This is a genomic window from Pseudomonadota bacterium (genome assembly GCA_039024915.1).
Lineage (GTDB): Bacteria > Pseudomonadota > Alphaproteobacteria > Rhizobiales > MH13 > MH13.
This window is the reverse complement of the sequence record JBCCPK010000013.1, coordinates 1-21,743: the sequence shown is the minus strand read 5'-3', so window position 1 is coordinate 21,743 and position 21,743 is coordinate 1. Positions and strand designations below refer to the sequence as shown.

General features: G+C 59.7%; 15 protein-coding genes and 1 tRNA gene. 9 read left to right on the top strand and 7 right to left on the bottom strand.

What is annotated here, in order from left to right; genetic code table 11:
• Positions 1-3: 3 nt before the first annotated feature.
• Positions 4-972: an AEC family transporter gene (locus tag AAF739_17295; protein MEM6384429.1), complete on the bottom strand. Its 969-nt coding sequence runs from the start codon at positions 970-972 to the stop codon at positions 4-6.
• 226 nt (positions 973-1,198) lie between these two features.
• Between AAF739_17295 and AAF739_17290 the strand changes: the two genes are divergently transcribed.
• The 3 genes from AAF739_17290 (at position 1,199) to hspQ (ending at position 3,727) form a co-directional block, all read left to right on the top strand.
• Entirely contained in the window at positions 1,199-2,116 is a 918-nt protein-coding gene (locus tag AAF739_17290; GenBank protein MEM6384428.1) for a lauroyl acyltransferase, read from the top strand.
• A 145-nt stretch (positions 2,117-2,261) separates the two neighbouring features.
• A complete protein-coding gene (locus tag AAF739_17285; protein MEM6384427.1) occupies positions 2,262-3,311 on the top strand; it encodes a CoA ester lyase in 1,050 nt (349 codons plus the stop codon).
• A gap of 95 nt (positions 3,312-3,406) precedes the next feature.
• Positions 3,407-3,727: a heat shock protein HspQ gene (hspQ, locus tag AAF739_17280; protein MEM6384426.1), complete on the top strand. Its 321-nt coding sequence runs from the start codon at positions 3,407-3,409 to the stop codon at positions 3,725-3,727.
• Positions 3,728-3,797: 70 nt separating this feature from the next.
• Here hspQ and AAF739_17275 read toward each other — a convergent pair whose 3' ends face one another.
• The gene (locus tag AAF739_17275; protein ID MEM6384425.1) at positions 3,798-4,562 is read right to left on the bottom strand and encodes an invasion associated locus B family protein; all 765 of its coding nucleotides are present in this window, start codon (positions 4,560-4,562) and stop codon (positions 3,798-3,800) included.
• A 426-nt stretch (positions 4,563-4,988) separates the two neighbouring features.
• On the opposite strand from AAF739_17275, the gene AAF739_17270 reads away from it, so the two are divergent.
• Positions 4,989-6,794: an extracellular solute-binding protein gene (locus tag AAF739_17270; GenBank protein MEM6384424.1), complete on the top strand. Its 1,806-nt coding sequence runs from the start codon at positions 4,989-4,991 to the stop codon at positions 6,792-6,794.
• Positions 6,794-8,536, top strand: a complete 1,743-nt coding sequence (locus AAF739_17265; GenBank protein MEM6384423.1) for a class I adenylate-forming enzyme family protein — start codon at positions 6,794-6,796, stop codon at positions 8,534-8,536. Before AAF739_17270 ends, AAF739_17265 begins: the two co-directional genes overlap by 1 nt.
• 31 nt (positions 8,537-8,567) lie before the next feature.
• Here the strand turns inward: AAF739_17265 and mfd are convergent, their stop codons facing one another.
• Both mfd and AAF739_17255 read right to left on the bottom strand, forming a co-directional pair.
• Positions 8,568-12,074, bottom strand: a complete 3,507-nt coding sequence (gene mfd, locus AAF739_17260; protein MEM6384422.1) for a transcription-repair coupling factor — start codon at positions 12,072-12,074, stop codon at positions 8,568-8,570.
• A 14-nt stretch (positions 12,075-12,088) separates the two neighbouring features.
• Positions 12,089-12,412 (bottom strand): succinate dehydrogenase assembly factor 2, encoded by a 324-nt coding sequence (locus AAF739_17255; protein MEM6384421.1) that lies wholly within the window; start codon positions 12,410-12,412, stop codon positions 12,089-12,091.
• 119 nt (positions 12,413-12,531) lie between these two features.
• On the opposite strand from AAF739_17255, the gene recG reads away from it, so the two are divergent.
• On the top strand, positions 12,532-14,646 hold the full coding sequence (gene recG / locus AAF739_17250) for an ATP-dependent DNA helicase RecG (GenBank protein ID MEM6384420.1): 2,115 nt from the start codon (positions 12,532-12,534) through the stop codon (positions 14,644-14,646).
• A gap of 2 nt (positions 14,647-14,648) precedes the next feature.
• Here recG and AAF739_17245 read toward each other — a convergent pair whose 3' ends face one another.
• Positions 14,649-15,350: a DUF502 domain-containing protein gene (locus AAF739_17245; protein ID MEM6384419.1), complete on the bottom strand. Its 702-nt coding sequence runs from the start codon at positions 15,348-15,350 to the stop codon at positions 14,649-14,651.
• 352 nt (positions 15,351-15,702) lie between these two features.
• Here AAF739_17245 and AAF739_17240 point away from each other — a divergent pair, with 352 nt between their 5' ends.
• A complete protein-coding gene (locus AAF739_17240; GenBank protein MEM6384418.1) occupies positions 15,703-16,647 on the top strand; it encodes a hypothetical protein in 945 nt (314 codons plus the stop codon).
• 58 nt (positions 16,648-16,705) lie between these two features.
• Here AAF739_17240 and glmS read toward each other — a convergent pair whose 3' ends face one another.
• Entirely contained in the window at positions 16,706-18,538 is a 1,833-nt protein-coding gene (gene glmS / locus AAF739_17235) for a glutamine--fructose-6-phosphate transaminase (isomerizing) (GenBank protein MEM6384417.1), read from the bottom strand.
• Between the two features lie 161 nt (positions 18,539-18,699).
• Entirely contained in the window at positions 18,700-20,037 is a 1,338-nt protein-coding gene (glmU, locus tag AAF739_17230) for a bifunctional UDP-N-acetylglucosamine diphosphorylase/glucosamine-1-phosphate N-acetyltransferase GlmU (protein ID MEM6384416.1), read from the bottom strand.
• 369 nt (positions 20,038-20,406) lie between these two features.
• Here glmU and AAF739_17225 point away from each other — a divergent pair, with 369 nt between their 5' ends.
• Positions 20,407-21,555, top strand: a complete 1,149-nt coding sequence (locus tag AAF739_17225; protein ID MEM6384415.1) for a hypothetical protein — start codon at positions 20,407-20,409, stop codon at positions 21,553-21,555.
• 90 nt (positions 21,556-21,645) lie between these two features.
• A tRNA-Lys gene (locus tag AAF739_17220) sits at positions 21,646-21,721 on the top strand.
• Positions 21,722-21,743 lie beyond the last annotated feature (22 nt).

Below are 21,743 nucleotides of genomic sequence, written 5' to 3'. Positions count from 1 at the left end.
AGCCTAGCCGCTTGGAAAAAGATCGTGCGGAATAATCCCCTTGGTCACGGCGAGGATCATGATCGTCAAGGTAGGGATCGAAACCAAGGTGCCAATCAAGACCATCGATGAGGCTCGTTCCACCCAAACCCCGTACTGCTGCGCCATGACGAAGACGTTGAGCGCTGGCGGTAACGAGGCCATGAGGATGGCCGTGTAGACCCAAATGGGATCGTAGTCGCCGACCCAGCTCAACAGCAGCCAGATGAGCAGCGGGTGCATCGCGAGCTTCACAAACAGAAGCCATGGAACTTCGACCGGTACGCGGGTCAGTGGCCTCAGCGCAATGGTCACACCCATTGCAAACAACGCACAAGGCGCCGCCGCGCCAGCCAGAAAATCGATGATCCTTTGAAGCGGTGCGGGTGTGATCACCTGGAATGCCGCAGCTGCGATGCCCAGTGCGCTGGCAAGGATGAAGGGATGAAGAACGATCTTGCGGGCAATCAGCAGTGCAATCTGGGTGGGCGATTCCTTTGATGTGCCCCCCATCGCCATCAAGATCGGTGTCAGAATGAACTGGAGCGCGTTATCGAAGCAGAAGATAAGCGCAGTTGGCACCGCAGCCGGTGCGCCGAGCACCGAAAGCGTCAAGCCCGGTCCCATGTAACCAATATTGGAATAGGAACCGGCGACCCCCTGCATCGCAGCTTCCGGCAAAGTTGCTCCACGGACAACAACCGCGATCACCACCGCGAACATGTAAATGACGTAGGCGCACAACGTTGTGACGACGATGAATGACCAGCCTTCGAGCTGATCGAGCGGGGTCGAGGACAGCAAGTCGAAGAACAGAGCCGGTAGCGCCAGATAGACGATAAAGAAGTTGAGCCAACCCAACCCCTGCTCAGGGATCGCTGTAACGCGACCGGAGAAGTACCCCAAGAAAATCAAGCCGAAGAAGGGCGCAACCAGCGCAAGAATTTCGAGCATAAACCGCAGGCTATGTTGGACGAGGTGCGTCGGGCGCCCGTTTCGCGTCAATGTTTGAACGGGACGTTACCGCTAACACAGGCAAGGTGGGGGCGGCGATGTCTTCTATGGTCCAAACACGCAAATCTTGCGCCTGCAGGGCATCGGCACGAACGATGCTTGGCGGTCTCGGTCAGATGGCTTAAGGAGCGCCGGATTTTCTTTCTGATTGTCAAAGCGATAGCTGGTGCCTCGATCATCTTCTCTTTCGCGCGCCCGGGCGCGCGCTGCGCATCTTGCTGTGCGTGCAATGCGGACACTATTGGGGTTTCTCGGCCTTGAGCGCGCATCGAGATTAATGGGTTGGTGCTGGCGGACGGCCGCCCCGTTTACGCAACGGCACCCCAGGGCACTCCAGCAAATCGAAGCGTCAATTCCAGACATGAGTGGTGCGGCGCGCGAGCAAGTGATCCGGGGAATGTGGGACGGACTTGGGCAGACCTTCGCGGAGGGACTGCTGCTCGACCGGTTGTTGCAAGAGCCCGAGCGCATCACGGTGGCAGACCCAGCCCTGTTTGCAGATCTTTGCGATCCGCAGAAAACGCCGAGGGGCGTGGTTTATGTCTCATTGCACGCTGGTAACTGGGAAACGCTTGGAATTCCCATGGTGCAAAACGGTCTGCGGGTGGCGGGCCTCTATCAGGCGGTCCAGAACCCGTACCTTGAGGCTGACCTGTTGGCGCGGAGGCAGGCGCTGTACTCGGCCGGTATGATCACCAAGGGTAGCCGCGCAATGGCGCGAATTGTCCGCATACTCAAATCTGGCGGCGCGGTCGCCATGTTGGCCGATCAGCGGGAGGCGCGCCGAGGGATTGCAGTGCCGTTTTTCGGCAAACAAGCGCCGAGTACCCCCCTTCCCGCCACCCTCGCCCTTCGGACCGGTGCCCGCCTTGTTCTGGCGCGCTGTCGCCGGGTTGGTGCTGTGCGCTACGCGATTGACCTGCGCGAGATCGAGGTATCCCCAACACAAGACCTTGCAGGCGATGTCGAGCGGCTGACCGGCACCATACAGGCTCAGTTGGAAAAATGGATTCGCGAGAGGCCCTCAGAATGGATGTGGGCACACAGGCGATGGTCGCGCGACGTTCGGCGCCCCCGGGCATGACGTGCGTCGTCCCCACGCATAATGTCCAAAAGCGCTCTTCGACTACCGCGTAGAGGGCTTGGACCAAAGCCGAGTGGATTTTGTGCAATGCACAATGCATTGTACCGCGACCGGAAACCCGAACCTTTCAATCAAGGCACCGCGCATGCAAAAGACCCCGCACGCTTTCTTTCGACCTCTCGCCATCGGCGCACCTGAACCGCAGCGTGAGCCGCCTACGCGCGTGGAGCGGATGATCCACTTCATACCGCCACACATCGAAAAGGTGGTTAGCAAGCTGGGTGGGCTTATAGGCAAGGTCGATGTCATGTTGGGCAACCTCGAAGACGCCATACCCGCCGATCAGAAGCAGGCCGCCCGAGCCGGTTTCGTGAAGCTGGCCAAGGACCATGACTTCGGCGCAACGGGCCTCTGGACACGGATCAACTGCCTGAACTCGCCCTGGGTCCTAGACGACGTCACGAGCATCGTCGGGGAAGTCGGTGATACGCTCGACGTGATCATGCTGCCGAAGGTCGAAGGACCGTGGGATATACACTACCTCGACCAGCTTCTCGCTCAGCTTGAGGCGAAACACAACGTTACCAAACCGATCCAGATTCACGCGATCTTGGAAACCGCCGAAGGCGTCAAGAACGTCGAAGCGATCGCGACCGCGTCACCGCGGATGCACGGCATGAGCCTTGGGCCCGCCGATCTTGCGGCTTCTCGGGGCATGAAGACGACCCGCGTCGGCGGTGGGCATCCAGATTACGCAGTGCTCGCCGACGCCAGTGAAGCAACCGAAAAGCGGACCGCGTTCCAGCAAGACTTATGGCATTATACGCTCGGCAAAATGGTTGATGCCTGCCTGTCAGCGGGTTTGAAGGCGTTTTATGGCCCGTTTGGGGACTTCTCCGACCCCGACGCTTGCCGCGCCCAGTTCCGCAACGCGTTCCTGATGGGGTGTGCGGGGGCTTGGACACTGCATCCAAGCCAGATCACGATCGCGCGTAAGGTTTTCAGCCCACCGGCTGATGAAGTGGCTTTCGCGATGAAGATTCTTGAGGCTATGCCTGACGGAACGGGTGCCGTCATGATTGACGGAAAAATGCAGGATGATGCCACCTGGAAACAAGCCAAAGTGCTCACCGATTTAGCCCGTCAACTGTCCGCGCAAGACCCAGAGCTTGCCGCACTTTACGGTTTATCATGATGTTGCCTGCGATGATCTGCCCGGAGCATGGGCGCATCGTGCAACTTGAAAGGTGAACGCGCAGTGCCTAGCTTGCCGCTCTAAGGAGATGCACTATGCGAACAGCACGCTACGCGATTGGCGACGTCGTTAAACACCGGATCTATCCCTTCCGGGGTGTGGTGTTCGATGTCGATCCCGTTTTTAGCAACACAGATGAATGGTGGGAAGCGATCCCGGCTGATGTGCGCCCGCATAAGGATCAACCTTTTTACCACCTGCTCGCGGAAAACGACGAAAGTGAATATGTCGCCTACGTGTCCGAGCAGAACCTTGTACCAGATGACAGCGACAAGCCGTTGCGGAACGCTCGGATCGCCGAGTTTTTCTTTGAGGGCCCAGACGGCGACCTCGTCTACGCGGCACAGCCCCACTAACCCCGTACGATCCCGAAATCAAAAAGGGCAGCCCGGCGGCTGCCCTTTTGTTATTTGAATCCAAGCAGCACTATTGCTGTTGCATGCGTTCGCGCAGTTCCCGCGCCCGCTCCTCAAGCGCTTCCTGAAGTGCGTCAGCTGCTGGTGGTTCGGGCTCAGTGCTCTGGGCGGCCTGCTGCCGGACGATGTTCTCGGCGGCCAGCAACACAGCCGTTTCGTAACCTTCACCATCGTAGGCGGCAGTGAAACCGCTTAGCGAGAACGCAAACGGTACTGCCCTGCCGGCCTCGTTGAGAGCGGTCACGGTGAACTCATTGCCGGCCCTAAAGGAGTCGATCAACGCGTCGGTTGCCTCAAATTCGACAAAACAGTTTTGCGGGTAGCAAATGCGAAACACGCCAGGGACCGGATTGTTATCATCGACTTGGCCGCGGACGCCTTCAGGGATCTGCAGCCGCGTCGGCAGGCGCGAAACCAAACGACGATCACCACCCTCACCTTCGATAATCTGCAGCGAACCAACCGCAACACCTTCAACTTGAAGTTCGCGAGCGCGAGTATTGCAGATGGTCTGGTTGGCGCGCGGATCGACACCGCATACCTTCATCCACTGGAGATCAGGAAGGATTTCAGCAAGGGCCTGGGCTTCAGCCGGGTCGGCACTCTCGATGATTTGCTGCAAACGCTGTTCGGGCGTCAGCTGATCAGCTGCAGGGGTTTCGTCCTGAGCCAACGCTGGGGTGCCAAGTGCGAGCGCGGTGCTCGCCAAGCATCCTATGGCAAAGCTGCGCAGGACATTTCCCGGTGCTTTGCGCAAAAGCGCATCCATCAACATTCAAGAACTCTCCAATTTCAAATCCGCAAAGGTCTGATGTCCGCACGATGACCCTTAGTGGTTCAACCTTTTACGCGCGCTGTCACCTCCAATGAGGCAAGGAATGGGGCGCGATCGTGACGACTATCACCGTCAATGAGCTGCCTTGTAGACAATCTCAACGCGCTTTTCCACTGCAACGGTGAGCGCGTGCAACACTTGTCTGCATTTTCACACCCGCGACGACAAGAATGCGCAGCTGACTGGTCATATGTCTGGACGAAGAGACCCGGAATTCTCTACTCATTTGTGATGGCGACAGAACATGATTCGGAACCAGCGATCGCCCCTTTGCCGGCTCATAGATTTGGGGCTAATTCCGCACGTCCATGCGGGCTCGCGCTCGGTCTCACGGAACGTCTGACCGGCTGGGCACGCACGGTAGCGGTGGCGTCAAGTGTTGCGCTGGTTGCGTTTGAACCATCACAGCTGGCAAAGGCGCAGGATGCTGCTCTTGATGCCGACGGTCAGACCCATGCCATGACCATGCATGGTTCGCCGCTCTACGGGCCGGATTTCGAGCATTTCGAGTATGTAAACCCTCAAGCACCGCAGGGTGGTGCCATTCGGTTTGGACTACGCGGCACCTTTGATAGCGTGAACCCGTTGATCGTGCGCGGCTCACCGGTCTGGTGGGTGCGCGGTTGGGTTTGGGAAACACTTGCAACACGAGGGCGCGACGAAGCGTTTTCGCTGTACGGGCTTCTCGCCGAAGAAATCATTCTTCCCGAAGACCGAACTTTTGTCAGCTTTCGTATCAATCCTGCCGCAACGTTTTCCGATGGCGAGCCCGTCACAGCCGACGATGTCATCTTCTCGATGGAGCTGATGCGCGAGCATGGTCGTCCGAGCCAACGCCGCGCCTACGGCCAAATAACTGAAGTTGTCCGGGAAGATGAGCGGACGGTGACGTTCCGACTGGGCGACGGGTCGAACAGGGAGTTGCCGCTTCTGTTGGGGTTGATGCCAATCCTACCGTCGCACGCGATGACGGTCGAGCAATTCACCGAAACGAGCTTGGAACCGCCCATCGGTAGCGGTCCCTATAAACTGGCGCGGATCGATGCCGGCCGTTTGGCTGTGTTCGAACGTCGCGAGGACTATTGGGGCGCCGATCTTCCAGTCAACATCGGGCAACACAATGTCGACGAGTGGTCAATCGAGTATTTTCGCGATGCAACCGCGCTGTTCGAAGCCTTCACCACCGGGCGGTTGCAACTCTATTCGGAAGGTGACCCGACAAACTGGTTGAACAATTACGACTTTCCCGCAGCCGAGCGTGGTGAAGTCGTTCAAAGCGAACTGACCGACGAGAGGCCAAAGGCGCCCAGCGGGTATGTCTTCAACACCCGCCGCCCGCTCTTTGCCGATATCCGGGTCCGGCAAGCGCTCAACCTCATGTTCGACTTCGAGTGGATCAACGAGACAATCTTTGCCAGTCAGTATGCGCGAACCGAGGGGTATTTTCACGGCTCGGAGCTTTCGTCGATCGGCATACCGGCGAGCGACGATGAATTGGCGATCCTTGGCGCGGACGTCGATGCCGTGTTGCCAGACGTCCTTGACGGAACCTGGAGAGCACCCGTCTCCGACGGCAGCGGGCGTGATCGCACAAACATCCGGGCTGCTTTAGGGTTGTTGCGTGATGCGGGTTGGACGCTTGACGGCCGGCAGCTCACCAATGCATCCGGCGAACCGTTCGCCTTTGAATTTCTGACCTCTTCGGCCAGCGCCGAACGTGTCGCCCTGGCCTATGCGCAAACTCTGGAACTTGCTGGCATCTCCATGACCGTTCGGGTCATCGATGGCGCGCAGTTCGAAGAGCGGCGGCGCGTGTTCGACTTCGACATGATCCCCTACACCTGGTTCCAAAGCCTTTCGCCGGGGAACGAGCAATACAATCGGTTTGGTCCCTCAACCGCCGAGCAAGAAGGTTCGTTCAACATGGCGGGCATCACCGAGCCGGGTGTTACCGCGGCAATCGATGCAATCGTCAGCGCGGTCGAGCGAGATGATCTGGTAACTGCTGCTCGGGCGCTGGACCGGCTTCTGATTTCTGGTAGTTACATCGTTCCTCACTACCACGCGCCCGCGCAATGGATCGCCCATGCGGCCGACGTGAACTTTCCAGCGCAGAGGTCGGTGTGGGGTTACCAGTTTTATACGCCAGACACGATCTGGATTGATCCGTGATGGCAACCGCAGCGAACCAGGCGCAGGCCCCAGGCGGGCCGCAGGCTTGCCCCAAATGGGGAGCGATGACACCTGCCGATCTGTTGAGCAAACTTGCCCGGCAGAAACCAGATGCACCGTTTCTTTCGCTCGATAATGAGGACGTCCTGAGCTTCTGGCAGTTCGATGCGCAAGTCGACCGGCTGGCAGCTTTCCTTGCGCATCAGGGTCTGAAACCCGGCGATTGCGTTTTGCTGCGTCTCGGGCGGCGGGTGCAGGGACTTATTGCGCTGCTTGCCGCGGGTCGGGCGGGGCTCGATTGCTGCGTCGTACCGCAAACCATGAGTGCACGCGAGGCGAGCCACGGCAGCCGAGCGTTTCTGCCCAAAGCCGTCATTGAAGCCGGCGAGATCGCTTCAGGTGACGATCCAACCAATCTCCGGATCATGGAGATCGCTGCCAACCTGTTCACCGTGCGATTTGCGGCTGGGTTTCAGGGTGTCTGCGATGGCATGATCGACATGGACGACGATCTGCTGTTGGAAGCACAGGCTGACGAAGCGGCCCACTTTAAACCCATCAAACGCCCTGCCGACAAACCTGTGATGGTCCACACGCTGCGGCCCGGTCCGACGGGCAGAATCGACAGGCTTTCACGCAACGCACAAACGGTCCTCTCGCAAGGTCTTGCCTGCGCGATGGTGATGAAGCTCACCTCACGCTCAGCTGTCGGGCTTCCCTTTGATACCGCGTCAATGCCTGGTTTTTTGTGCGGGGTTGTTCCTTGTCTCATTACCGGCAGCAGGCTGGAGCTATTCAACGCGCTCGACCCGCTCGTCGCAGATCACCTGACCTACTGGGCTGACCAGGACAAGCATCATTGTGCCTTACTGCCCTATGCCCTCAGCGTATCGCGTAAAGCCGACGATTTGACAGAGGTGGCCGGCCAGATAGTCTGGCTCGCTCAGGGCGTTGGTACGCGGGTTGAACCAGATGCCCAGGTGTTGGTCGATTGTGCTGGCCTCGGCTTTGTTCCCGGCCTTGCTAACGCTAGCCGTGAATTGTCACTCAAACCGGGTGCCATAACCGCCTCAAACAGCAAGGGCACCGAAATGGTCTTTGGGGCGGTTGGCCTCAAACCACTGGCTGAGGACAAAACCAGCACAGGACAGCAGACGGTCGCCGAAGTGCTTTTGGACGGCCCTGTGGCCGCGCGGTCGGAGCTTGGTGCCAGAACTCAGTCGAGCGGCGTTTTTGCGCGCAACAGCGAGACGCCCAGCGGCCAGCCCTGTTTTACGCTTGCCGCCCACGACCCCATTCACGGTCCACTGGTCAGCGGGCAACCGGTGATGATGGCGACGATCAACCGATCACTTTCGCTTACCGGTCGGTGGCAAGACGCCGCTGCGTTCGCCGTTGCCGATGCCGTCGTCGGCAATCGTATCGAAGTCGCGATTGAACCCCGAATTGATTCGCAAGCCAGCGGCGAAGGTAGCCTGCCTACCTTACAGGCTGTCCGTTCGATGCTTGCAGAAAGCGGGATTGGTGATGCCGGGCTGCCAACGCGCATCCACCTTGTCCAGAGTATTCCGCGCAGTGCTGCTGGTCACGTTCTGACAGACGCACTTCAGCCCTTTGAACCGCCGGTTGCGGGCGCGCAGGACGCAAGTCATCCTGCTTCGGACGCCAATTCCAGAACGACAGACGCGCCTGAAGTTTCCACCAACTCCGGTGCGCAGACCGCGACAGAAGCTGCGGCTTGAGCCCTTCAGCGATTGCGCAACGGCATTTAGACTAGGCAGCTTCCGATTGCGCCTCCGCAATACCAGCCAGTTTGGCGGCAAGCACCGCTGCGCCCTTCACACGGGTATCGATCTTTGCCCAGTCTCGCGCGAAAACGATCCGGTGGTCGGGCTTCACCCGCGCCTGTGAGGCTGGCTCACCGATGTAGCGCATAAGTCCAGCGGGATTTGCAAAGCTGTTGCCACGAAACTGGATGACTGCGCCCTTCGGGCCGGCATCGAGCTTTTCGATGCCCGCGCGATAACAAAGCACCTTGATGTAAACCAGCTTCAACAGCCCTTCGACGGGGTCGGGTAACGGGCCAAACCGATCGATCAATTCAGCGCCAAACCCATCAATGTCGCTGACGTCTTCAAGCTCGGAAAGCTTGCGGTAAAGCTGAAGGCGTACCTCAAGATCAGGCACATAGCTTTCGGGGATAAGGACCGGCGTCCCAAGTGTGATTTGCGGAGACCACTGTCCCTCATCGTCGCCGTGTCCATCACCGTCCTTAAGGGAGGCGACCGCCTCCTCGAGCATTTGCTGATACAGTTCGAAGCCGACCTCGCGGATGTGGCCGGACTGTTCTTCGCCCAAGAGATTGCCCGCACCCCTGATATCGAGATCGTGGCTGGCAAGCTGGAAGCCTGCACCGAGCGTCTCAAGGCTCTGTAAGACCCTAAGGCGGCGTTCCGCAACCTCGGTGATTTGCCGATCAGCCGGAACGGTGAACAGCGCATACGCCCGCGTCTTCGACCGACCGACGCGGCCACGAAGCTGATACAATTGACCGAGACCAAACATATCGGCGCGATGGACAATCAGCGTGTTGGCGGCGGGAATGTCGAGGCCAGACTCAACGATCGTGGTCGACAGCAGGACATCAAACTTGCCGTCGTAGAAATCGGCCATCACCTCTTCGAGCATGGTGGCGGACATCTGCCCGTGGCCGATGCCCACCTTCACCTCGGGCACACTCTCCTCAAGGAAACGCCTGACTTCTTCCAGGTCCTTGATGCGCGGCACAACATAGAAGCTCTGGCCTCCGCGGAAATGCTCGCGCAGGAGCGTCTCACGGATGATCAGCGGATCGCGCGGTGACACGAAAGTGCGTACCGCAAGCCTGTCGACCGGTGGGGTCGCGATCAGCGACAATTCACGGACACCCGTCAAAGCGAGTTGCAAAGTCCGGGGAATTGGCGTTGCGGAGAGGGTCAACACATGGACGTCGGACCGCATCTCCTTGAGCCGCTCCTTGTGAGCGACGCCGAAGTGCTGTTCCTCGTCGATGATCAACAACCCAAGGTCCTTGAACTGAACAGACTTGCCCAGCAGCGCATGCGTGCCCACGACGATATCGACCGTGCCGTCCTTGATGCCCGCCTTGGTTTCAGAAAGCTGCTTGCTGCCGACAAAGCGCGATGCCTGCCGGACATTGACCGGGAAGCCTTTAAACCGGTCGACAAACGTCTTGAAATGCTGGCGTGCGAGCAGCGTCGTCGGCACAATCACGGCAACCTGGCGGCCCGATAACGCGACCATAAAAGCCGCACGCAAAGCCACTTCGGTTTTGCCAAAGCCAACGTCGCCGCACACTAGCCTATCCATTGGCTGACCCGCGGATAAATCGTCGATCACGGCCTCGATCGATGCCAGCTGATCTTCCGTCTCCTCATACGGGAACCGGGCAGCGAACTCGTCATAAAGACCCTCGGGCGGATCGATCATCGGCGCAGATCGCATCGCCCTTTGGGCCGCGATCGCGATGAGTTTGTCCGCCATATCCCGGATGCGTTGCTTGAGCTTGGCCTTGCGGGCCTGCCAAGCCCCACCGCCAAGCTTATCAAGCGAGGCTTCTGTCCCTTCCGAGCCATAGCGGGTCAGAAGTTCGATATTAGTGACGGGAAGAAACAGCTTATCGCCGCCAGCGTAATGCAACTCGAGGCATTCGATCGGCGCACCGCCGATGTCCAGCGTCTTCATGGCGACGAACTTGCCGATGCCATGGTCAACATGGACCACCATATCACCGGTACCCAGTGACGATGCTTCGGTTAGCGCGTCCTTGTTGGTGCGCTTGGTGGTGCCGCGCACCATCCGTTCGCCGAGAATGTCGCTTTCGGAAATGACCGCGAAACTGTCAGTTTCAAAACCCTGTTCAATTGGCAGGACCAGCAGACCGACCACCGCCTTGGCAGCGTCCTCCAGATCGCCGACCGATTCCATTGTGCGCGTATTTGACAGATCATGATCGTCGAGAACCTGCGCCATGCGGTCACGAGAACCGATCGACCAGCAGGCGATGGCGACCTTCTTGCCACTTTTGACCAGCGAACGAGCGTGCTCGCGCACAGCGTCGAAAACATTGGCATTCGCGGCACCGCGCTCAGGTGAAAAATTTCGGCCTACCCGCCCAAATGAATTGGCTTCTTCAGCGCCGCCGCGCCCGCTCTCAAATGGGGAAACCGTAAAGCGTGCCCGGCCCACCTGCATCGCATCGAAACCTTCCGCATCGAGGTACAGCGATGATGGCGGCGCTGGCTTGTAACCTGCCCGTTCGCCTTCGCGCTCGAGAACATCGATCCGCGCTTGGTAGTAGTCTTCGATCGTCTCCAGCCGCTCGGCCAGCGCCGCTTCGACCAGGTGATCGGTGACGATCGGGGCTCCGGGCAGGTGGGCTGTAAGCGGCTCAAGCGCAGAGTCGAACAATCCAATCCAATGCTCCATGCCCTGAACCCGGCGACCCGAGGAGACCGTGGTGTAAAGAACATCATCGCGAGAAGGAGCACCGAAGCTCGCGGCGTACGCCCGTCTGAAGGCGCGGATGCTGTCCTCGGTCAGCTGCACCTCGCTCATAGGCAGCAGGTCAAGGCTCTTGCGCGTGGTCTCAGACCGCTGGCTTTCAACCGAGAAGGTTCGGATTGTTTCCAGCGTATCGCCGAAGAAATCGAGGCGGATTGGGCTCATGGCGCCAGGAGGGAACAGATCGAGGATGCCGCCACGGACGGCATACTCGCCGGCTTCGCGGACCGTCGATGTGCGATCGTAGCCGTTGGCTTCGAGGTAGGTCAGGATCGACTGCATCGGTCGAGACTGTCCGGGCGCAAGGCTTATAGCCTGCTTAGCGATGGCGTCGGGCGCCGGTAGCTTCTGAATGGCGGCGTTGATAGTCGTGATCAAGAGCAGCGGCGTATTCGCTCCCGATGCCCGGTAACCCGCCAGTCGCGCCAAAGTCGCAAGGCGCTGCGCAACGACATGGGCCGAGGGCGAAACCCGGTCATAGGGCAAGCAGTCCCAAGGCGGCAGTTGCAGCACCGGCAGGTTGGGGGCAAAGAACGGCAAGGCTTCTGCGACCGTGCGCGCTCGCGGCCCGTCGCTGGCAATGTAGATCACCGGGCCGCCGGCAGCCTTGGCCATCGCTCCCAAGAGCACAGGCACCATGCCGTCGGGCACGCCTTCAAGCGCGGTGTTGACCGCTTCGTCAAGCGGAAGGTCGGGGAGCTGAAACAAGGGGGACATGAAGCGTGGAGGGTTTAGCCGGTGAACACCGCACCGCCTGCCTTATGGTAAGCGATGACTTTCTTGATGATCGGGCCGTCGTAATTGTCTGGTACCGTTTGACGCCCTGCAATCCAGTCGTAAAGGTCCGGCTCAGGCACCTCCATCAGGTGCTCAAAAGCGGTCAGCTCATCATCTGACATGGAACCGATGCTTGCGTCGGCAAAACTACCCAACAGAATGTCGAGCTCCTTGGTTCCCCGGTGCCACGCGCGGAACAGGATTCGCTTTCGGCGCGCATCGAGACCACCCGATGTACGGCTCATGCCCGTGACTGCGCGACCGGTGATGTGATCCATGACGAAACCCTTTTGTTGCGCGCGCTATGTATCCCGCTTTTGACGCGCTGTCATCGCGCCAGGGGAAAGTCCACGGCGAGGCACTTGGTCGCCACTTTGTTTCAGCTTATCAGCAACAGATGCGTGATGAGAGGCTGCAATCGCTGTTCCGACCGGTCTCGGTGCTGCAGGGCGTGGGTCCGAAAGCCGAAGGGCTCATAACGCGCCTGGTGCTTCCTGCCGGGGCAACGCCGCCCGCGACGCTCATCGACCTTCTCTTGCATCTCCCAGTCGGGGTGATCGATCGTTCGAACCGCCTACCGCTCAGGGAGACACGCGAGGGGATGATCGCCACGGTCGCAGTGACCGTCAGCGATGTGCGCGGGCTCGACGGTGCGAAGTTCGGCCGGCCGGTACGGATCACGGCTGAGGATGAGACGGGCGATCTGGAAATCGTCTATTTCAATGCGCGCGCAGATTGGCTCACCCCCATCTACCGCGTCGGCGATCAGATTGTGATCTCGGGAAAGATCGAACTGTGGAACGGGCACCGCCAGATGGTGCATCCGGACTATGCCGTCCCGATGGACAAAGCCCACACGATCCCACGCTTTGAGCGCATCTATCCTATGACGGCGGGCCTGAGCCCCAAACTCTTGCGCCGGGCAATCGGCGCAGCTCTTTCGGACTTTCCGCAATTGCCCGACTGGATTGATCGGGAGCTGCCAAGCCTGGTGGATGCGCCAAGGTTTGCGGACGCCCTGTCGGCGCTACACGGAGGTGAGGATCAAGCCGCTGCGGACGCCGGGGCGCGACGGCGCCTGGCGTACGATGAGATCCTTTCCGGACAGCTTGCACTGGCGCTCATCCGCCATTTCTCGATCACCGGCAAAGGGGTCGCTCGGAAGTTTGGCGGCTCACGGGCCGGCGCTGTGCTTGAGGCCCTGCCCTTCGCACTCACCGGCGCGCAGATGCGCTGCATCGATGAAATCCGAAGCGACCTGCGCTCGGCGAACCGAATGGTCCGGCTGCTGCAAGGCGATGTCGGGGCTGGAAAGACCCTCATTGCGCTGTTGGCGATGGCGGACATCGCCGAAAGTGGGTCGCAAAGCGCGCTGATGGCTCCCACCGAGGTTTTGGCGCGGCAGCATTATGCAACCTTGGCGCAGTTCGCCGCGCCCGCTGGCCTGTCGGTTGCCATCCTGACCGGCCGGGAGCAAGGCGCGGCGCGCCAACGCACGCTTGATGGTCTTGCCGATGGCTCCATCGACATTCTTGTCGGTACCCACGCAATCATCCAGGATCCTGTTATCTTTCAACAACTTGGTCTTGCAGTCATCGACGAGCAGCACCGGTTTGGTGTCGCGCAGAGGCTCAAGCTGTCCGACAAGGGCAACGCGGTTGACCTGTTGGCAATGACGGCAACACCGATCCCGCGCACGCTGGTGCTGGCGTGGTACGGTGATCTTGACGTCTCCAAGCTTGACGAAAAGCCGGTGGGGCGAAAGCCAATTGATACGCGCGCCTTGCCCGTGGATCGCCTTGGCGACGTGACCGAGCGGCTGCGTGCGGCGCTGCAATCAGGCGCCAAGGGCTACTGGATCTGTCCGTTGGTCGAGGACAGCGACGAAAGCGATCTGACAGCCGCCGTGGAGCGCCACAAATCGCTTCAACAAGCCTTAGGCCCTGATCTTGCTGGCAAAATCGGACTTGTCCACGGTCGCATGAAAGGTCCCGACAAGGATGCCGCCATGGCCGCCCTTAAGGCAGGGACAACACGCCTTCTTGTCGCGACAACTGTGGTTGAAGTTGGCGTTGATGTGCGCGATGCGACGATCATGGTCATCGAGCAGGCGGAACGCTTTGGGTTGTCTCAGCTGCACCAGTTGCGCGGCCGGATCGGACGGGGAGATGCGGCCTCGACCTGCTTACTCATGTACAGCGCTCCGCTGGGCGTGACGGCCAAGGCGCGGCTTGAAGCGATGCGGGAGACCAATGATGGATTTGTCCTTGCCGAGCGCGACCTTGATCTGCGCGGTGCGGGCGAAGTGCTGGGAACGCGCCAGAGCGGCTTCAAGGATTTCGAGGTTGCCGATGCTGCACTCGACCGTGACCTGATCGCACTTGCCCATGATGATGCTCGGCTTATCGTCGCGCGTGATCCGCACCTGCGCAGCGAACGGGGACAAGCGTTGCGACTGCTGCTTCAGCTTTTTCGGCGCGACAGCGCGATCCGGTTGCTGCAGTCGGGGTAGACTTACTCGGCTGCCTCGTGCGTGGGCTGCTCTTTGCGCTGCTTGTCTTTTGCCTGAGCCTCAGCGGCCAACGCAGCCAACTTTGCCTGGTGCTCAGGCACGACGAGACCTGCGGAAATCACCAGTTTCGCCCCGTCTTCTACTGTCATATCGAGTTGGATGATATCGGCGCGCGGCACGAACAGAAGAAACCCAGAGGTTGGGTTGGGCGTGGTCGGCAAAAAGACACTGACCAGATCATCCTGCTGCTCCTTCGTATGGAGCCTGTACGCCACCTCGCCCTTGGTGCTGGTGGATTGGAATACCACCGCCCAGATGCCCGGTCGTGGGTACTGGACCAGCCCGACCGCCTGGAAGTTGTTGGAACGCTCGTTGAGCACAGTTTCGAAAATCTGCTTGAGGCCACGGTACAGCGTCCTGACAAGCGGCATGCGATCCAGCAGGCGTTCGCCGAAGGAGACCACCGACCTGCCGACAAGATTTGCCGCCAGAAAGCCAACCATGGTGACGATGAGGACGGCCGTGACAACGCCAAAGCCGGGCAAAGCAAAAGGCAGATAATTGTCGGGATTGTAGACCGGCGGGATGAGCGGTTTGACGATCCGGTCGACCCACGTGACGAACGACCAGATCAGATAACCGGTAATTGTCACCGGCGCTATGACGATGACGCCGGTGAAAAAATAGTTGCGAACCCGGGACATCGGGCGCGCATTGCGGTGATGGTCGTGTTCTTGGGGGGCGTTCATGGCGGTACTGTAGGCAGCGTCAACGCAAAGATCAAAGCCTTGCGTAGCATTGGGCTAACCAATGGCGAATTGAACTTTTCGCGAGTGACCCATCTGATCGTAATTCTGCTGCGCTGCGGCGCGTGAAGGCAGAGCTCTACGGGTAGCGTACGTCCGGCCGACGTCTTCCCTCAAAAGAACCGTTTGCCGCTCGCCAAAGGAATCTGTGAGCCCCGGCCAGCACTTGATAGGCTTGGCGTCTCGGACGAGGATGAAGACCGGCCCGAAATCCACGAAAACGCCGCTCCAAACGGCATGTAAAGGCCCCATGCAGTCTTGCATTCACATCGGTCTCCCAAAAGCGGCCTCGACTGCGATCCAACGCGCGCTGGGCTCCCTAAGAGAGCCCCACGCATGGGCGGATGTGGGCAGCCAAGCCTTCGGAAACCATCGTATCGTCAGCGCTGTTCTTGGGGATCAGTCACCGAGTTGGATTGAGCGCACAACGCTGGATGAGCTGCAACACCAGGTAAAATCTCTTAAATCCGACCATTACCATCACGTCTCATCCGAAGCGTTCTCATATTACCCTTTTCTGACCCAAGGCGGGCCTGAGTGTCTGAAGCAACTGTTCAATCCCGATTGCATCATTGTTTGCCTGAGAGATCAGGCCTCTGTGTTGAACGCGTCTTACATGCAGAACCTCAAGCACGGTGCCTTTAACGGGCAACCCGCTGAGTTTCTAAGCGGCTACGCCAACAGTAAGTTCAGCATCCTCGATATCGTGAACAGCTACGACGCGATTGCTCCGGTTCACATCATCGATTTCAGCGCCGATAATGTTTTGACCGATTACCGAAGTCTGACAGGTTGCGACTTCGATATCCCTGAAGAAAGCAAGGCCGACCGGTACAATGTGTCAGTCTCCTATCTCGCTGCAGCCGCGGTAAACCGGCTGATCTACCCCGCCAAACCAGCGGACGATGGCGGATGGGAAACAAACGAACTGATCGCGCTGGCGGGAGACATGTTCCCGGGCTCGAAACTGGGGTTCGACGATGCCACGATCGAGCAAATTCGGAGCCTTCACTCCGAAGACAATCGCGCCCTATTGGATCGTTTCGGGATAGATCTTGATAGCCAGATGGGGGAGCTGATTGGTCAGCACGCTTTGCCGAGCGATGATGAGATTTCAGCAGCGGCGCGAGACCTGGTGGTGCGGATCAACCGGGACCGCACGCACTTTCTCCACCGTCTACGGAAGCAGACGTAGGAGCTAAACCCCACGGAGGCCGCGGCCGCAATTGCGCGCGATGCTTGCCTTTGCAGCGCTACTCGACCGTGACGGATTTTGCGAGATTACGCGGCTGGTCCACATCGGTGCCCCGCAGAACCGCTGTGTGGTACGCCATGAGCTGGAGTGGCACGGCGTAGACCAGCGGCGTGATGGTTGCCGGCATATCAGGCAAGACGATCGTTGAGACTGCATCAATCGAGACGGCGTCGGCACCCTGGCGATCGGTGATAAGAACGATTTTGCCGCCGCGTGCCGCGACTTCTTCCATGTTGGAAACGGTCTTATCGAAGACCCTGTCGAACGGTGCGATGACCACGACCGGCATGTCCTTGTCGATCAGTGCAATCGGGCCATGTTTAAGCTCACCAGCAGCGTAACCTTCTGCGTGTATGTAGCTGATTTCTTTGAGTTTCAACGCACCCTCCAGAGCAAGGGCATAATTCGTCCCACGTCCTAGAAACAGTGCGTTGTCGGCGTGCAGGAGAACTTCGCGACAAACCTGCTCAATCTGCTCGCCCAAAGCGAGCGCTTCATTCATCAGCCGAGGAGCTTCAACCAGAGCCTGGACCAGACGCTCCTCATCAGCTTGAGACATCACGCCCTTGGCCCGCCCAATCGCGATGGACAGACAGGCAAGCACCGAAAGCTGGCAGGTGAACGCTTTGGTGGACGCAACCGACACCTCCGGGCCCGCCAGCGTGGGTAGGACCAGATCGGAATCCCGCGCGATGCTCGATTCGGGTACATTGACGATCGACGTGATCGACTGACCCTGCTCCCGACAATAGCGAAGGCTGGCCAGCGTGTCCGCGGTCTCCCCCGATTGGGAGATGAACAAGCTCATACCCCCCGGCGACATTGGGATTTCGCGGTATCGGAACTCCGAGGCCACATCGATATCGACGGGAATCCTCGCAAAGCGCTCGCACCAGTACTTCGCTGTCAGTCCGGCAAGATAGGCAGTGCCGCAAGCTGTGATCGTTAAGCGGTTGACGCCCTCGAGCGGAGTGGGGCTTTCCGGCATGGCCAGCCGGTCAGTCGTCAGGTCGAGATACCGCGCCAAGGTGTGTCCAACAACTTCGGGTTGTTCGGCGATCTCCTTCGCCATGAAGTGACGATGGTTACCTTTGTCGACGACAAAGGCGCGCGCTTCGCTGATGTGCTTGGCGCGTTCCACCACCTGGCCCTGGGCGTCTTCAAACACCGCACCGGAACGGCTGATAAAGGCCGTGTCGCCCTCTTCGAGATAGGTGATCTCATTGGTGAAGGGTGCGAGGGCGAAGGCGTCCGAGCCGATATACATCGCTCCATGATGCTCGCCATGACCAACAGCAAGCGGGGAGCCTTTCCGCGAGGCGATCATGAGATCCTGCTCACCGTCAAACAGAAACGCCAGGCCAAACGCCCCTTCCAGTTCCGGGATAGTCTGACGCACGGCGTCCTCGGCACTCAGGCCGTCGTTCATTTTGTCGGCAACGGCGTGCGCGATGACTTCGGTATCTGTTTGCGTGCTGAACGTCGCGCCTTTGGCTTCAAGCGCTTCGCGTAGCTCGCGGAAATTTTCGATGATGCCGTTATGCACAACGCTGACCCGGCCCGCCGCATGGGGATGGGCGTTTCTCTCGGTCGGTGCGCCATGGGTCGCCCACCGCGTGTGGCCGATGCCGCTTGTTCCGTGCAGTGGCTCCGCCGCCAGCTTTGCCGCCAGATTGCTCAGCTTACCTTCTGCGCGTCGGCGGTTCAGCCGACCATCCTCCAGCGTCGCAATGCCAGCAGAATCGTAACCGCGATATTCAAGCCGGCGCAATGCATCGACAAGATCGCCTGCAACGGGCGAAACGCCCAAAATCCCCACAATCCCACACATTCAGGACGACCCCACACTTGGAACAGACCGCACGGCGCACGTGCCAAAGGCAATCGGCTTACGCTGCGTCGCACAACGGGGTTAGCCTTATGCGCCCATCCACGCCAATCACGAGGTCTTTCGATTGGTATCGTTAAGGGAAACGGCCCCAAGCTGAGCGGCTACTGTCTCTTGTTTTTCGGCTTCGGCGCCCGACCGCGCAAATTGACCTGCTTGGCGCGGGCGATTGCGAGATCACCCGATGGAACCGTCTTGGTGATCACGCTGCCAGAGCCGACATAGCCGCCAGCCTCCACGGTCACCGGCGCGACCAACGCGCTGTTTGAACCGATAAAGGCCCCCTCGCCGATCTCGGTGTGGTGTTTGTTGCGACCATCGTAATTGCACGTGATCGTCCCGGCCCCGATGTTTGCGCCCGCGCCGACATGGGCGTCGCCAATGTAACTGAGGTGATTGACCTTTGCCCCTTCGTCGATCGCCGCCTTCTTGACTTCGCAGAAATTGCCGACGCGCGCGCCATCGCCGATCGTGGTTTCCGGTCGCAGCCGGGCAAAAGGCCCGATGGTGGCTCCTTCTCCGACTGTTGCGCCTTCGAGATGGCAAAAAGCGCGGATGGTCGCGCCTGATCGGACGGTCACCCCCAGCCCGAAGACGATATTTGGCTCAAGCGTCACGTCCGGCTCGATGACGGTGTCGTGCGCAAGCATGACTGTTTCGGGGGCTTGCATGGAGACCCCGGACAGCATCAATTCATGCCGCCTCCGGCTTTGAAAAGCCGCCTCGACGGCTGCCAGGTCGGCCCGCGTGTTGACCCCGGCGAGATCAGCTTCGTCCGCAAGTGTGACCGCTACGCTTTGGCCCGCTTCTGCCGCGAGGCCAATGGCGTCCGTCAGGTAGTATTCGCCCTTCGCATTGTCATTGTTGAGCCGTCCCAGCAACGGCGCCAATACGCCAGGTGCAAACGCCATCAGGCCCGAATTGCACAAGGTTACAGCGCGCTGATCCACGGCGGCATCTTTTTCTTCAACAATCGCGCGCAGGCTTTCGCCATCCATAATGAGGCGGCCGTAGCCCGTTGGGTCGACTGCTTCAAAGCCCACCACCGCGATATCCGCACCGCCTTGCAGGCGTGCAAGCGCCTGTTCGATCAAATCGGGGCGGATGAGCGGTGCGTCCCCCAGCAACACCATAACGGGGCCGTCTCCCAACAGCCCAGCATCGCGAACGGTCATGACCGCGTGACCGGTTCCCAGCCGTTGGGTTTGTTCAGCGACCGCAAAAGTGTGACCGGCCGCCTTCATCGTCTCTTCAACCTCCCGACGACCATGCCCAAGCACAAGACAGGTCCGCGCAAGTCCGGCAGCTTTGGCAGCATCCATCACATGGGCGATGAGCGGTTTGTGACCGACCGGATGCAGGACCTTGGGCAAAGGCGACCGCATCCGGGTCCCCTCGCCGGCCGCCAGTATGATTGCAGTTGGAGAGGTCGACGATGTCATTTGTTACCTGGCGGGTTCTGAGTTGTGGGCATTCAAATCGGTATGGATGGCCGCCCGTGCAGCACGGCTCGCGCTCATAGCATGGCATTGGCGCAACACCAGCGTCACAAATAATAACCTGCCGTTACGGCACCACGACCAGACAAGAACCGCTTCGGGTCAGGCCGCCCCAAGGCGCGCCGATCTGGTGGACCACTGCTAGCGATTCAGGCAAGAGGTTTTCTCGATGGCGCCGGTTTGCCGTCAAATGATTCGGTCCAAAATATGACGGATGGGACAAGGGTGGGCGGATCCGGGGCGACATCCAGAGCCAGAATATCTCCAACCGAGCGCCGGTTTGCGTTGCTGGGCTGGGGTTTTGGCGCGGTGTTGGCCGTTTCGCTTTACGCGGGACTTTTGGCATTTGCGCCAGCGCATTCCGACACCGCAGTCGCTATCCAGGAAAGTGGCGATGCTGTGGCAGCGGCGTCACCGATCGTTGTTGCATCGGCTGAGAACGAGGATGCGGATTGGCTGATCGAGCAGACAGCATCGGCGCTGGCCGAAGCGCTATCGGATATCACGCGTCTGGAAGAGCGACTGTTCGAGGTCGAAGCCGACCTGCAGGCAGCAAGAGCCGGCCAAACCGTCATTGCCCAACGCATAGACGGTGTGGAGAACTTGGTGGCGCAGTCCGGCGGGATGGATGGCGAGACCAGCGCGCAACGCGATGCGGATCCGACCCAGCAAGTGGTACCCCGTGCGGAGGCTCAACCGGCAGAAGAGACCGAAGCGCGCGCTGTGGAAGCGGAGCCGGCATCTACCGATACGGCTCTTACCTTCGAGCCAGCCTACAGTCCGCCCGCGCCGCGCGTCATACTTGCCGCCCCTATCACACAGCAAGGTTCGCCTCGGCGGATTGCGGCAGAGCTTGAAAACCAAAGCGATCCCGTCGCGATTTCACGTCGGCCAATGCCCGACCCCGATGACGCCGAATTGGCCCGCGCGGTCGATGACCTGGCGCTCGAAATCATTTCCGGCGGCGACAATACCACTTTACCGGACGGTGTGATGGGCGGGCAATTGTTGCCGCCACGTCTCGCCAACACCCGCGCCCAAGCGGCGGCGCGTGCGCAGGACATCGTTGAGCCAGCCGAGCAGGAAATTGCCATGGCGGGAGCCGACGAGCTCATCACAGGATCTATCGTCGCTGACGAGCCCCTCGAAGCCGATATTGCCGAGCTTGATGCTGTCATATCCCATACGCCCTTCGGCCTTGATCTGGGCGGGGTTGGAACGCTTGAGGAAATCGACAGACTTTGGCGCTCGCATCAGGAGCGCTTCGCCTCTGTCCTGGGACCGCTGGTCCCGCGCATCATGCTCCGTCAAACGCCAGACGGTGCCCTGGATTTAAGGCTCGTCGCCGGACCAATTGAAGATGCCGCCGATGCCGCCTTGGCTTGCGCGCGCCTGCGTGCAGCAGGCGCAAGCGACTGCTTACCCTCAATCTATGATGGACAGTTGCTCTCTCAGCGGTAAACCTTTGGCCGACATGGGTGCCCCAATGCCCAGAAGCGACCCTTTGACGCTTGAGCCTGTCGGCTAGTACTGATAGGCACCGCGTCGAGTGAGCCGATAGCTCAGTTGGTAGAGCAACTGACTTTTAATCAGTAGGTCCAGGGTTCGAGCCCCTGTCGGCTCACCAATGATTCCAAGGGCTTAGCCAT

Coding starts and splice junctions, on each gene's coding strand:
- AAF739_17245 (MEM6384419.1), bottom strand. CDS start 15,350: ATGTCCCGGGTTCGCAACTATTTTTTCACCGGCGTCATCGTCATAGCG.
- mfd (MEM6384422.1), bottom strand. CDS start 12,074: ATGTCCCCCTTGTTTCAGCTCCCCGACCTTCCGCTTGACGAAGCGGTC.
- glmU (MEM6384416.1), bottom strand. CDS start 20,037: ATGACATCGTCGACCTCTCCAACTGCAATCATACTGGCGGCCGGCGAG.
- AAF739_17275 (MEM6384425.1), bottom strand. CDS start 4,562: ATGTTGATGGATGCGCTTTTGCGCAAAGCACCGGGAAATGTCCTGCGC.
- AAF739_17285 (MEM6384427.1), top strand. CDS start 2,262: ATGCAAAAGACCCCGCACGCTTTCTTTCGACCTCTCGCCATCGGCGCA.
- AAF739_17255 (MEM6384421.1), bottom strand. CDS start 12,412: ATGGATCACATCACCGGTCGCGCAGTCACGGGCATGAGCCGTACATCG.
- AAF739_17295 (MEM6384429.1), bottom strand. CDS start 972: ATGCTCGAAATTCTTGCGCTGGTTGCGCCCTTCTTCGGCTTGATTTTC.
- glmS (MEM6384417.1), bottom strand. CDS start 18,538: ATGTGTGGGATTGTGGGGATTTTGGGCGTTTCGCCCGTTGCAGGCGAT.
- AAF739_17240 (MEM6384418.1), top strand. CDS start 15,703: ATGCAGTCTTGCATTCACATCGGTCTCCCAAAAGCGGCCTCGACTGCG.
- recG (MEM6384420.1), top strand. CDS start 12,532: ATGCGTGATGAGAGGCTGCAATCGCTGTTCCGACCGGTCTCGGTGCTG.
- hspQ (MEM6384426.1), top strand. CDS start 3,407: ATGCGAACAGCACGCTACGCGATTGGCGACGTCGTTAAACACCGGATC.
- AAF739_17265 (MEM6384423.1), top strand. CDS start 6,794: ATGGCAACCGCAGCGAACCAGGCGCAGGCCCCAGGCGGGCCGCAGGCT.